This window comes from Winogradskyella sp. (assembly GCF_025210595.1).
In the GTDB taxonomy this organism is placed as follows: domain Bacteria; phylum Bacteroidota; class Bacteroidia; order Flavobacteriales; family Flavobacteriaceae; genus Winogradskyella.
The window spans coordinates 1-14,037 of record NZ_JAOARH010000080.1; the positions used below are offsets into that span (position 1 = coordinate 1).

10 protein-coding genes and 1 tRNA gene are annotated in these 14,037 nt (G+C 33.4%); 5 read left to right on the plus strand and 6 right to left on the minus strand.

The features are described 5' to 3' along the window. Positions 1 to 412: 412 nt before the first annotated feature. The 5 genes from N4A42_RS08465 (at position 413) to N4A42_RS08485 (ending at position 7,899) form a co-directional block, all read left to right on the plus strand. Positions 413 to 4,654, plus strand: a complete 4,242-nt coding sequence (locus N4A42_RS08465) for a GEVED domain-containing protein (RefSeq protein WP_294072760.1) — start codon at positions 413 to 415, stop codon at positions 4,652 to 4,654. A gap of 175 nt (positions 4,655 to 4,829) precedes the next feature. Beyond that, on the plus strand, positions 4,830 to 4,991 hold the full coding sequence (locus N4A42_RS08470) for a hypothetical protein (RefSeq protein WP_294072763.1): 162 nt from the start codon (positions 4,830 to 4,832) through the stop codon (positions 4,989 to 4,991). Between the two features lie 11 nt (positions 4,992 to 5,002). Continuing rightward, on the plus strand, positions 5,003 to 6,136 hold the full coding sequence (locus N4A42_RS08475) for a hypothetical protein (protein WP_294072766.1): 1,134 nt from the start codon (positions 5,003 to 5,005) through the stop codon (positions 6,134 to 6,136). A gap of 29 nt (positions 6,137 to 6,165) precedes the next feature. Continuing rightward, positions 6,166 to 7,230 carry a nucleotidyltransferase family protein gene (locus N4A42_RS08480; RefSeq protein ID WP_294072769.1) on the plus strand — a complete coding sequence of 355 codons (1,065 nt, stop codon included), beginning with the start codon at positions 6,166 to 6,168 and terminating at the stop codon, positions 7,228 to 7,230. A 99-nt stretch (positions 7,231 to 7,329) separates the two neighbouring features. Then, the gene (locus N4A42_RS08485) at positions 7,330 to 7,899 is read left to right on the plus strand and encodes a hypothetical protein (protein ID WP_294072772.1); all 570 of its coding nucleotides are present in this window, start codon (positions 7,330 to 7,332) and stop codon (positions 7,897 to 7,899) included. An 80-nt stretch (positions 7,900 to 7,979) separates the two neighbouring features. On the opposite strand, the gene N4A42_RS08490 is transcribed toward N4A42_RS08485, so the two are convergent. From N4A42_RS08490 to ftsA, 6 genes are all read right to left on the minus strand, one after another. Beyond that, positions 7,980 to 8,921, minus strand: coding sequence for a UDP-glucuronic acid decarboxylase family protein (locus N4A42_RS08490; RefSeq protein ID WP_294072775.1), 942 nt, complete (start codon positions 8,919 to 8,921; stop codon positions 7,980 to 7,982). Between the two features lie 48 nt (positions 8,922 to 8,969). Continuing rightward, the gene (locus tag N4A42_RS08495) at positions 8,970 to 9,830 is read right to left on the minus strand and encodes a zinc-dependent peptidase (protein WP_294072778.1); all 861 of its coding nucleotides are present in this window, start codon (positions 9,828 to 9,830) and stop codon (positions 8,970 to 8,972) included. Between the two features lie 204 nt (positions 9,831 to 10,034). Continuing rightward, positions 10,035 to 10,108, minus strand: a tRNA-Arg gene (locus N4A42_RS08500). A gap of 28 nt (positions 10,109 to 10,136) precedes the next feature. Then, complete coding sequence (locus N4A42_RS08505; RefSeq protein ID WP_294072781.1) at positions 10,137 to 10,589, minus strand: GatB/YqeY domain-containing protein; 453 nt, start codon at positions 10,587 to 10,589, stop codon at positions 10,137 to 10,139. Positions 10,590 to 10,730: 141 nt separating this feature from the next. Beyond that, positions 10,731 to 12,656, minus strand: a complete 1,926-nt coding sequence (gene ftsZ, locus N4A42_RS08510; RefSeq protein WP_294072784.1) for a cell division protein FtsZ — start codon at positions 12,654 to 12,656, stop codon at positions 10,731 to 10,733. Positions 12,657 to 12,700: 44 nt separating this feature from the next. Beyond that, positions 12,701 to 14,035 (minus strand): cell division protein FtsA, encoded by a 1,335-nt coding sequence (gene ftsA / locus N4A42_RS08515; protein ID WP_294072787.1) that lies wholly within the window; start codon positions 14,033 to 14,035, stop codon positions 12,701 to 12,703. Positions 14,036 to 14,037: the final 2 nt, after the last annotated feature.

Sequence of the window (14,037 nt, forward strand, 5' to 3'; positions counted from 1 at the left end):
TAATTCTTATAGCATCCATTACGTATATTCTTAATAAATTAATTTGAGTTTATAACTCAAAAACAATGATTGCAAAACTAAAACAATTCTTGCAGCATCAAGCAAGACCTTAAACAAAATTAATATTAGCTCTCTAACTTAATTTTTTGTAACGCATTATTTGTTTACAAACATGTTTTGAGTTATCCATTTTAATTAACATATAATCATCCTAAGTATACCGATTAAGATGCCTTAACAGACATTAAAATATCAAAAAAAGTGACTTTAATCTTAAGCATGCGTCTTATTATCTATGTTAACCGTTTGTTAACATCTAAATTATTTCTGTACCTTTAGTTTTATTATATTTGACTTCCATTTCTTACACAAAACCTCCTACTTTTTTGATAATTTTTTATTTAATCTAAACATGAAGAATTTTTACACGCTTTTGATTGTATTCCTTTTTTCTGCGTTTACATTTGCGCAGACTACAATAGCAATACAAGATTTTGAAACTTCACCTCAGACACCAGTATTGAACTTTTCAAATTCTGGTGGCTCAAACTCGACTGGTAGTGGACCATACCCTACAGGCGATGATAATTTTGTTTCTGGCAGCAGAGGTTGGGAAGCCAACAACACTACATCTACCCTAACATTTAACTCACTAGATGTTAGCGGTTTTTCCAATATTGAACTTAACTTTAGGCTTGCATCTTTCGCAGGATCTAGCGGGAATGGAAATGATGGCTCTGATGAAGTTTTAATAGAAATTAGCACAGATGGAGGGTCTACATTTTCTAATGAGCTTGAAATCGAAGGAAACAGTAATGCAAAATGGTCATTTGACACAGGAACAGGAAATGCAACAACAGCTTATGATGGTGATGACAATCAAACCATTTTTGAACCAGCAGGCGGAGGGTTCAGAACTAGCGATGGATATTCGTTCATTTCAATTACTGGTATACCTAGCACTACACAACTCGTTGTACGCATTACTATGAATAATAATAGTAGCAATGAATATTGGACAATTGATGATGTAACTATTTCTGGAATAGCATCTTCTGGCCCAGACAATCCAGATGCATTTTCTGCTTCTGCAGTTTCTTCAACTCAAATAGATTTAACTTATGACGACAACACCTCAGGTGATAATATTGTTATAGTATTTAATACAGATAACAATTTCACAACACCTACAGGTGCACCAGCAAGTGTTGGTAATGCTTTTGCAGGCGGCACTGTTTTATTTAACAGTAATGGGGCTGGGACATACAACCATACTGGCTTAAGTGAAAACACAACCTATTATTATGAAGCTTATTCTTATGATGGATCTGAATATTCTCTAGGCTTAAATGCAAATGCTAGTACACCATGCGCAACACCAACAGATGTAACTTCCTTTATGATTACTGCTGGCAATACCACGTTAGACTTATCTTGGACTAATGAAAATTGCTTTGATGAAATCTTAATAATTGCTAAGGAAACTTCTTCGGTCACTAACACCCCATCAGGAGATGGCACTTCTTATACAGCTAACACTACTTTTGGCTCTGGTACAGACCTAGGCAGTAATGAATATGTTGTATATAAAGGCACAGGAGAATCTGAAACCATTAATGGATTAACCAACAATACTGTATATCATTTTACTGTATTTGCAAGAAAAAACACTACATGGAGCACTGGTGTTTCAAGCAACGGCACACCTGTATTAAGTTGGTGTTCTCCATCACCATCATCTGTTGACGGAGATGGTATCACAAATGTTTCTTTTGGATCTATTAATAATCCTACAAGTACTGAAACAAACAATTACGGAGACTATTCCGCTCAATCAACCGATGTAGAGCAAGGCGGTATTGTAAATCTAGATATTACTTACGAAACTGGTTACACCTACAATACTAAAATATGGATAGACTATAACAGTGATGGTGATTTTGAAGATTCTGGTGAAGAAGTTTATTCTGGTGAATCTTTAAACGACAATCCTACAACACTTAGTACCAACTTTACTGTTCCAATGAGTGCAACGTTAGGCCAACATCGTTTACGAATTGGAGGTGCAGATTTAGCCACACCTACACCTTGCTACACTGGTACTTTTGCTAGTTACGAAGATTACACCATTAACATCATTCCAGCAAGTACAGATACCGAAGTAGAGTTTACATCAGCTTCAGCATCAGTTTCAGAAGGTGTAACTACAACCGACTTAACGTTTTCGATAATAAATGCTGATGCTACAAATGCTACTTCTTTTGATGTGGTTTTAACCTCTGGAAACAATGCAGATATTGATGGCTACACCACACAAACTGTTACATTTCCTGCAAATTCTTCTACCGATGAAACTTTAACTATTACAGTTACTGATGATATGGTATATGAAGGTGATGAAACTTTAACCTTCACAATTCAGAATATTACTGGTGGCAATAATGCTGCTGTTGGCTCTCAATCTACTTTTGATTTGACCATTACAGAAAATGATCCTAGCCCTGATTTTGCATTTTGGCATGAACCTTTTAATAACAGTAATTTATACACTGTTACCTTAGGTGGTGAAGGTAATGATGGTCCTCAAGACTATTTTCAAATCACTAATGGTTCTAATATAAACGAATCTTATTCTAATACTAATGGCACTTTCTTTGCTGGTCAAGATCTTGATGATGGTGGATGGACAGGTAGTGCAAATCCTAGCCAGTTAACATGGACTGGAATTGGCATTAGTGACTATACCAGTTTATCATTTATAGGTTCTTTTGCATCTAATGGTGGTGGTATTGATTCTTCAGATTTTGTACTTATTGAATACCAAATTGATTCTGGCGGATGGACAAATTTATTAGCTTTTGAAAATAGTGGAGGAACTAACACCTCTTTCCTTGAAGATACTGATTTTAATGGTACTGGAGACGGCACCTCTTTAACAACATCATTTTCTGAATTTTCAAAATCTATAGGCTCAACAGGCTCCTTATTAGATATAAGAATTACAGTTTCTATGAATTCTGGAAATGAAGATTTAGCTTTTGATGATTTTAAAATAAAAGGGATATACAGTGGCCACAGCTATTCTAGTGGCGCTTGGTATCCAAGTAATCCTGATGGTACTACAGGTGCATCAAACGCAATTATTGTTGATGGTGTAGCTGTATTAAGCTCAGATGCTAGCCTTAATAATGTTGTTGTTAATCCTGGAGCAGCATTAGACGTAGAAGCTGGCAATACACTAACTGCTAACAGCGTAACACTTCAATCTACATCAACTTCTTACTCTAGTTTAGTTTTAGATGGATCCATTACAGGCACTGTAACCTATAACCGTTATGTCAACACCAACAATGCTGTTAATGGCAATGATTTAATTAGCGCTCCTTTAACAGGACAAGCTTTTAATACTTTTATTGGAAACAACTCAAATATCCTTTCCAACCAAAGCGGTCCTGAAGTATTATTTGGTGGTTTTGATAATGATAATGGCACCACACCTTACGAACTTTGGAATGACACCGATACTACACCTCTAACCGCTGGTGTTGGCTACCGTACAGGTATTACAGTTGGATCACCTTCTAACCTCGTGTCTTTTGAAGGTACTGTAAATAACAGTTTAGTAGAGGTTGCTATAGACCAAGGTACTGCAAGTATTTTAAATTTAGTTGGTAACCCATTCCCTTCTTATTTAGATGCTCAAGCTTTTTTAACGCAAAATTCTGCATTATTAGACCCTAGTGCTCAAGTTATTTATGGCTATAATGATAGTACAAACGGAACTTCTACTGATGATTACACTATTATTAGCGCATTAGAGAACACTAGTTTAAATATTGCACCAGGTCAAGGTTTCTTTGTAGCCTCTAATGCTAGTGGAGGTAATATTCAATTTACAACTACAACTCCAGATATGCGTATAACCTCAACCGCTGATGATTTTATAGCAGGCAGAACAGCTTCTGAAACCACTAATATAAATCTTAACTTGAGTAATGCTACTGATAGCTTTATTACTAAGGTTTATTTTACAGCTTCTTCTGGGTTAGGCTTAGATCCAGGATATGACGCTAGTTTATTAGGTGGTATTGCACCAGCATTTTCTATCTATTCTCATTTAGTTGCAGACAACAACAATGTTCCGTTTGCAACCCAAGCTATTGGCAAAACAGATTATAATGACATCACCATAGCTTTAGGTGTTAATGCTAATATGGGAGAGCAATTAACATTTAGTATTACAGAGAGTTCTTTGCCTTCTTCAATAGATGTATATCTAGATGATAGCTTAACAGGCTCATCTACATTGATTAGCGCTAGTGATTATATTATAACTCCAACTGAAGATTTAAATGGTGTTGGGCGTTTTTATCTTAGATTTACTAATAGTGCTTTATCGATCTCTGATAACATTTTTGATGGCATTAGCATTTACACCAACCCGATTAATCGTACAATTAACATTGCAGGTGAATTAACAAAAAACACTACTGCTAATGTATATGACATACAGGGACGTTTAGTGATTTCTAAACCACTAAACAATAACTCGAGACTACAAGTATTAAACACTAACTCTTTAAACACAGGAGTCTATATTGTAAAACTTGTAGATGGAAATAACGTTAAAACTGAAAAAATTATCTTAAAATAGATAAAGCTTATTTTATGATGCTTATAAAGTATCTACAGATTGTAAGGCTTTTTAATTTAGCATAAAAGTTGAAAAGCCTTACTTTTAAAATTAGCTTTAAAAAGGGAAGTATTATACCTTTCCTACAGATAAATAAATTATTTTATTATTTTTAAACCAAACTTAGGCAAACGCCATGAAGAAAGACAATAATCTAGAAAAAATCACTCGTAAAGATGCCATTAAAAAAATGGGGAAGTATGCGGCATTAACAGCTGTAGGTACTTTTGTGATTTTAAATCCCCTTAAAGCACAATCATCTTCTCCACCAGATCCAGGTGGAAATCCTTTTGATTAATTTCATAAGTTTTGAATAACAATTTAGCGCCAACATATCAACGCTTGTTTGGTTCTTACTGGGTGCTTTGGTATAAAAACTCTAATGTATATAGCATTGTAGAATTAGATTTTAAAGATCTATTAGACGATTATTTTGAATCTAATTCTATAGATGCTTTTGGCAAAAAACTAGCTTTAGTAGATTCTAATGTTGATTATATCAACATAGCCAAGACCTTGAACTCCTATTTAGAACAATGTCATCTAGAAAAAGATTCTTTTGACAAAAAAACATTGCACTTTGAAAGCGACGACTGTGCTATTTCAAAGCATTATTGTGCAAACGGCAGGTATTTTCAAGTTAATTATGACACCGACTTAGTACAAAAAACTATACATCCTGCAATTGCTCATCTTGAAGTAGAAGCTCTTCATGCCTCTAAAATTGTTTTTGATATTTTCCTTGAAGGAAATCAATTAGTTTTATTAAAAAACAATACAATCATTACCTCTGTACAAAAAAGAAATTACCATCTCTTACAAGGTAAATTTATTATGGAAATGCTCTCGTATATTCATAATAAAAAAGAATCTGATTGGTTAGGCACTTTTCATGGCTCTACTATTACTGATGGTAATAATTCTATTTTATTTATAGGCGAATCTGGCAAAGGCAAAAGCACTTTAAGCGCACTATTAGTTGCTCATGGTTTTGCGTTGTTAGCAGATGATGTTTCTCCTATTTCATCAGAAAACTCACATATTTATTACAATCCATCAGCCATATCAATTAAAAAAGGAGCCTTTAATACTTTACGTCCTTTGATTGATGATTTTGATGATATTCCTAATACTTTCTTCAACAAAACTAAAGGATTACTAAAATATGTTCCGTGTAAAACACCTAAAAAAGACAGCTACCCTTGTAAATCTATTATTATGGTTAACTACAAAAGTAGTGCTGAAACAACCTTAGAGAATGTTTCTATAAAAAAGGCCTTAGAAACTCTTATACCAGACTCTTGGTTATCTCCAAACCCTACGCATGCTAAACAGATACTAGACTGGCTTACACAAGTAAATATTTACGAATTAACCTATAGCAACACCAATAATGCTATTGAAGAAATAACTACTTTGTTTAGAAAAATGAAAAACAATTGATTTATATTTAGCACAACATTTGTAATCCAATGGCTAATCTAGCTATTACATACCAACATATAGCTGATATTCTTAGCTTTAAGACGGCTAACTCAGAATTAGAAAAGGTCTTTAGTAATCCTTTATTTGATTGGGATGGCATTGTTATAACAGGAAGTAAACATCTTGTTTTACCAGCTATTTATTGTCGTTTAAAATCTAGGCAACTTACTCACTTATTGCCTGATGAATTAAATACTTACCTGAAGGAAATTACATTATTAAACAGTACTAGAAACAAATCTATACTTGAGCAGATACATCATATTTCTGAACTATTTAGAACTCACAATATAGACCATGTTTTTTTAAAAGGCTCAGCTTTAATAGCAGCTGGTTTTTACAACGATTTTGCTGAACGTATGCTAGGTGATATTGATATTTTGGTTGCAGAGCACCAACTTGATTTAGCCTTTTCTATTTTAAAAAAAGACTCCTATTATCCCATTAAACAAACTCTAGGCCATGATTTCTTTGAACATAAACACCTTCCTAGATTAAAAACAGATAAATACATTTGCGCTGTAGAATTGCACCGAAAATTATTTGTAAATTATAAAGATAAAGCACTAACTAATTCTAATATCCTATTATTAAAACAAGAAAACAACGGCATCTATATACCTGCATTACAACACTTAACAAAACACAACATCTTAAATTATCAGGTTAATGACAAAGGCCGTTTATATAATAGCATAAGCTTTAGATCTGCTTATGATTGCATTACCTTAATGAGGTATTACAATCATCATTCAGAGTTAAAACAAAACAAAATAATTAAACGCTACTATAACACACTAAATCTTTTTTTTAATGACATATCATTTAACAAGCAAAAAAAAATTAATCTCTACACCTCTTTTTATCTCTTTAAGTTAAAGCATCTTAAATTTTATAAATATTGGAATAGGTTTTTAAAAGTTAGCGATTTCCTATACACCTTAGTGGGTAGAATCCCTCATTTCTTAACTAACAATGCCTACAGAAAAGCACTCATAAATGATAAAAAACGTGTTTTTAGCTATTTTAAACATGTCTTAAAAAACTCATAAATAAGTTTAGTTATACTTTACCCTAAATAATCTTTACGTCTTTATTTGTTTTATACGTCATAAAGTTTAACTTTGATTTTTATAATAAATATTCATTTCATGAGAAAATCACTTTTACTAACAGCACTTATAGCATTTACATTAAGCTCATTTGGCCAATCTTCAAGCTCTAATGAATGGTTTGGAAGTATCGGTTTAAATGCAATCAATAGCCAAGGCTCTCAATCTCCAGTAAACGGTATGGGCGATTGGGCTATTAACCTACCTGTTTCTCTTGCTGTTGAGGTGGGTTGGACTTCAGGATTATCTATAGAACAATCTTTTACACTTAATTCATTTGCTAAAGGTGATGAAATTGATGGCATAGAACTACAAGAAGATTATACGTACTTTTCTTTTGACACTCATGCAAAATATTATTTTGGTAAACATCTACTTCCTTCTGCAGACTGGATAGATTTTTACGGTAATGCTGGTGTTGGATTTTTTAATATTGACGAAACAAATATCTCTTTAAATTTAGGTGGAGGTATTTTATTTTGGCTAAATAGAAGACAAACTATTGGTATTAGAGCACAGGTTATAGGTAAATTTGCTATGGACCATGCTGAAAGCGGTATAGACAACAACCACTACCAAACACATATACAAGCTTTTTTCGCACTTTAGACAAAAGATTGTTAACTTACATAGAACAAAAAAAGTCCTTTTTAAAAAAAGGACTTTTTTTTATAAGCGACTTTGATTAATTATTCTCTGATTACCTTATCAAAGTAATTGATTGTGCTTTTTAAACCTTCTCGCAACTGTATTTTTGGTTCCCAACCTTCTAATTCTAGCTTTGCTAAACTAATATCTGGTTGACGTTGCATAGGATCGTCTTGAGGAAGTGGTAAAAAGGTTATTTTGGATTTTGAATTTGTTAATTCGATAATTTCATTTGCTAATTGTAACATTGTAAACTCTCTTGGGTTACCTATGTTTACAGGACCTGTAAAACCGTCTCTAGAATTCATCATCCTAATTGTTCCTTCTATAAGATCGTCTACATATTGAAAACTTCTAGTCTGTGTACCATCACCAAAAATTGTGATGTCTTCACCTTTTAGTGCTTGAACAATAAAATTAGACACAACCCTACCATCTTCTGGATGCATCCTAGGCCCATACGTATTAAATATTCTTATGATTTTAATTTTTACTTTGTTCTCTTTATGATAATCCATAAACAACGTTTCAGCACAACGTTTCCCTTCATCATAACACGAACGTAAACCTATAGGGTTTACATTTCCCCAATAACTTTCTAACTGAGGATGAACTGTTGGATCTCCATATACTTCGCTCGTCGATGCTTGTAATATCTTAGCTTTAACACGTTTAGCTAAACCTAACATATTAATGGCACCCATTACAGAAGTTTTCACAGTTTTGATTGGGTTATATTGATAATGAACAGGTGATGCTGGACATGCCAAGTTATAAATCTCATCTACTTCTACCATATAAGAATTCGTAATATCATGACGCACCAATTCAAAATAATGATGATCCATTAAATGTTCTATATTACGTTTAGAACCTGTAAAATAATTATCTAAACAAATGACTTCATTTCCTTCGTTTAAAAGTCGTTCGCAGAGGTGAGAACCTACAAATCCTGCCCCTCCAGTTACTAATATTCTTTTCATATACTATATTGTTGTTAACACTTAAAAATGATGTTTATTTCTTTTGCTTTAATAATTAGCAAAATTAAAATTTAACATTTGCTTCATATGCTTATAAAGTTCTGGAAAATTAGATTTAAACTCAATTGGAGTTTCAATAAAATTTTCTAAAAGAACAGCAAAAAACTCAAAATGATTGGTATAAGCGTATGCTCTAAAATATCGGGAGGTTATTAAATCCTCTCTCACTACTTTATGATGTTGTAAATAGTCTGTTAGTTGATTAAACCCACTTTTAAAAATCTCACTACTTATATCGTTATTACTGAATGCATTTAAATGAATGGCGTGACCAAACTCATGTATCCCCAAATTTAAGTTATCATCACCTATATGATAACCTTGTTTAAAATCTTCCCAAGAAAAAACAATAGCTCTTAATTGCGGATTAGTTTCACCCTTATGATATGTTTCATTGATTTTTGAATAATAACTTTCAGGATATATGATGATTTTATCAAATAAATCGAGATGGTAATTTCTAAAACCAAATGTTAGCATTACCGCTGTAGCGGATATGAGAGTTACCATCTTATCATCTACAAAAAGTCCATCTCTTCCAATAAATTCTTTTTGGTTTATAAATGTTGCTAGTCGATGTCTAAATACAGATTGCTCTTTCTCGTTGAGATTATTATAAAAACTAAACTCTTTTTTTAGAATTGATAATTGTTGTCTTGAAAGTTCTTTTTTAAACAGCACAACATTAAGGAAAAAAGGTTTTTTATTCTTTGAGGCATAAAGCTTTTCTATAACAAAATAAACCCTCGTTAAAACTACAGAACCTATTACAACACATAGAACAATTAAGAAAAACACCTTAGGCATTGCATTTATCTCTGGCGGTTGGGTTTCCTGTAGGTAAATCATGCTTAAATATATGGATAAAGCATAAAAGAAGAATGATTATATATACTTTATATTATGTACGAAATCATAATTACAAAGATTACTCACAATTTTGTTTTGATTGATTTGAAAATACTTCAAAAAAAAAAAAAAAGGCAGCAATCTAAAATTACCACCTTTGACTTATTAATTCTGTAACGTTATTAGGACGCTACACATTATTAGTGACCTCGAGAGGATTCGAACCTCCAACCCTCAGAGCCGAAATCTGATATTCTATCCAGTTGAACTACGAGGCCAGAACTACTTGTGAAAGCAGATTCTCTATTAAGACATCAACTTAGCCTTCACGATGCTAGATATCGTCTTTCCGTCTGCTCGCCCAGCTAATTCTTTATTTACAATCCCCATAACTTTGCCCATATCTTTCATACCTTCTGCGCCTATTTCATCTATAGTCATCACTACAATCTTTTCTATTTCTTCCTCACTTAATGCTTCTGGTAAAAATTGACCAATCACTTCAGCTTGTGCTAACTCTGGATCAGCTAAATCTTTACGATCTTGTTCTAAAAAAATGGCAGCACTATCTTTGCGTTGCTTTACCATTTTAGATAAGATTTTCAACTCTTGTTCTTCTGTTAAATCGTCTTCAGAATCTGCTGCTGTTTTAGCGAGCAATATTTCAGATTTCACTGCTCTTAATGCTGCTAAAGCTGTTTGGTCTTTTGCTTTCATGGCTGCCTTCATAGCAGTCATAATATCTTGTTGTAAGCTCATTTTTATCTTAATTGAATTGAATTGCGAAGATACTAAAAAACTTAGCTAAGTTGAGATTTATACAATTAACAAAAAAGCCCAAAATATTGAAAGATATTTCGGGCTTGACATGGTGTAAAAACACTTAACTTAAACTTGCTACTAATCTACGTTATCGTGTAAAAAAGAATTATTACTTCTTAATTGAATATCGTTATTATCATCTGTACCAACAGATAATCTTGAAGCATTGGTTTCTGAAGAATGTTGAGCATCTTCTAGATTAACTCCTTGTCTTTTGTAAGCCGGCTCCTTTTCTATTTCGTCTATCTTAGCTGTATTGAATTTATAATTAAAATCCTTCATGTGTTTTCTTCGCTCATCTGCACGAGCTTTAATAAGTTCAGAAATTGGGCTGTTCATTGGATCTATTTCTTCCTCTGTTAGCTCTTCAGTTTCTTCAACAGGAACAACTTTCTTTTCGAAAACAATTTCTTCTTTTACTTCAGTTTGCTCTGCTTTTGTATTAATAGAAGATTCATAGGTTTCAAAATCATCTAAAGCATAACGTTTCTCACCAGCTTCATTAACCTCGGTCACAGGAATTACTTCAACAGGTTCATTAACCTTAATATCTTTTACCTCTTCATCTAAACTAAAAAACATCATACCTTCATTAGATTCAGGCTCTTCAATAGTTTCTGGTTCTTTTTTAGAAATAGGCAAATCAAAAGTTAAAGTAATTTGTTCATCTTCTGGCTCTATTTTAGTTGTCTCTACTTTATTCTCAATTGGTGTAATGATAAACTCTTCTGGTTCTACATTTAATTCTGCCTTTGAATCTAACACTTCATCATAAACCACATCCATGTTTTTAAGCAAATCTGTAGTTGGAATTAAATCCATACCTTGGTTTGCTTTAGTTTCAACCTCATCTTCATCTAATAGTGTATGACGCACAATTGGATCTTCTTTCTTTTCTTCTAATACAATATCTGGAGTAATAATAGCTGGCTCCTTTTCTTGTGTACTTATTTCCTCTGCAACCTCCTCTAAGGCATGAATTACTTTTTTAGTTTCGGTATTAGAAATTTCATTTTGCTGATCGATATCAAAACCTGTTGCAATTATAGTTACCGCAATAGACTCTTGTAATGATTCATCTTCACCAACACCCATAATAATATTAGCGCCATGACCAGCTTCATTTTGAATATGGTCATTAATTTCGCCAATCTCATCTATAGTTATTTCTTGAGAACCAGAAACAATAAGTAACAATACATTTTTAGCACCTGTAATTTTATTATCATTTAATAATGGTGAGTCTAAGGCTTTCATTATTGCATCTTGCGCTCTGGTTTGACCAGATGCTGTTGCAGACCCCATAATAGCGGTACCGCTGTTACTCAATACCGTTTTAGCATCACGTAAATCGATATTTTGCGTGTAGTGATGTGTAATTACTTCTGCAATACCTCTGGATGCTGTAGATAACACCTCATCCGCTTTAGAGAAACCTGCTTTAAAACCAAGATTTCCGTAAACTTCTCTTAATTTATTATTATTAATTACAATTAATGAATCTACATGCTCTCTTAACTTTTCTATACCGCGTTGCGCTTGCTCATTACGCATTTTCCCTTCAAACTGAAATGGCATAGTTACAATACCTACAGTAAGAATGTCTAATTCTTTAGCCATTTGAGCTATAATTGGTGCAGCACCTGTTCCTGTACCACCACCCATTCCTGCAGTAATAAATACCATTTTTGTATTGGTATCTAACATTCTGCGGATATCTTCTATACTCTCTACAGCTGCTTGCTCACCAACATCTGGATTTGCACCAGCCCCTAAACCTTCGGTTAAGTTAACTCCTAATTGAATTTTATTTGGAACACCACTACTTTGAAGTGCCTGAGCATCGGTATTACATATAACAAAATCGACACCTTTTATACCTTGTTGAAACATGTGATTTATGGCATTACTACCACCACCTCCAACACCAATAACCTTAATGACATTAGATTGGTGTTTAGGCAAATCAAATGAGATGTTTCCAAATTCGTTATTACTACTCATATTTTTTGAGATTATGGGATTTTATATCTTGATTAATTAATTATCTACTCTGCGTTATCTAAAAACTCTTTAACACGCTCTGTCAACTTATCTAAAAAAGAACGACGCTCTTTCTTTGGTTCTTCTACAATTTCTTCTGGTTGCAATTCGTCATCAATTTCATTCTCTGCAACATCAGCATGCATCTCTACTTCAACTCCCTCAGCTTTTTTTCGTTCCTGACGTTTAAGACCATCCATTACCAAACCAACTGCTGTAGCAAACAGAGGGCTAGCAATATCCTCATCGCTATCACCTGCTAAATGCTCATTAGGATATCCTATTCTGGTATCCATGCCTGTAATGTACTCTACAAGTTGCTTTAAATGCTTTAATTGGCTTCCACCTCCTGTTAAAACTATACCTGCAATTAATTTTTTCTTTTGCTCTTCGTGGCCGTAATTCTTTATCTCTACATAAACTTGTTCTATAATTTCTACGACACGAGCGTGAATAATTTTAGACAGGTTTTTTAATGTTATTTCTTTTGGTTCTCTACCTCTTAACCCTGGAATAGATACAATTTCATTATCCTTGTTTTCACCAGGCCAAGCAGATCCGAATTTTATTTTTAGTAGCTCTGCTTGCTTTTCTATAATAGAACACCCTTCTTTTATATCTTCTGTAATAACATTACCACCAAATGGAATCACTGCAGTATGTCTAATAATTCCATCTTTAAAAACTGCTAAGTCCGTTGTTCCTCCACCTATATCAATCAAAGCTACACCAGCTTCTTTTTCTTCTTGACTTAATACTGCGTTTGCAGATGCTAATGGTTCTAGAGTGATGCCTTCTAATTCTAATCCGGCACTTTTAACACATCTACCTATGTTTCTAATCGATGATACTTGACCAACGACTACATGAAAATTGGCTTCTAGTCTTCCACCGTACATTCCTATTGGTTCTTTGATCTCTGCCTGACCATCAACTTTAAATTCTTGTGGTAGTACATGAATAATTTCTTCACCAGGAAGCATCACTAACTTGTGTACCTGATTAATTAGACGATCTATATCCGTTTCATCAATAACTAAATCTGAATTTGCTCTTGTGATATAGTCGCTATGTTGCAAACTACGAATATGCTGACCTGCAATACCTACGGTAACATCTTCTATTTTTTCTGATGCTGCTGCTTCTGCTTCTTGAACAGCTTGCTGAATCGATTGAATAGTTTGCGTAATATTATTTACAACACCACGATGAACTCCTAAGCTTTTAGATTTACCGACACCTAGAATTTCTAATTTACCATACTCGTTTTTACGACCAATCATGGCCACAATCTTTGTGGTTCCTATATCTAAACCTACCGAAATGTTATGATTGTCCATAG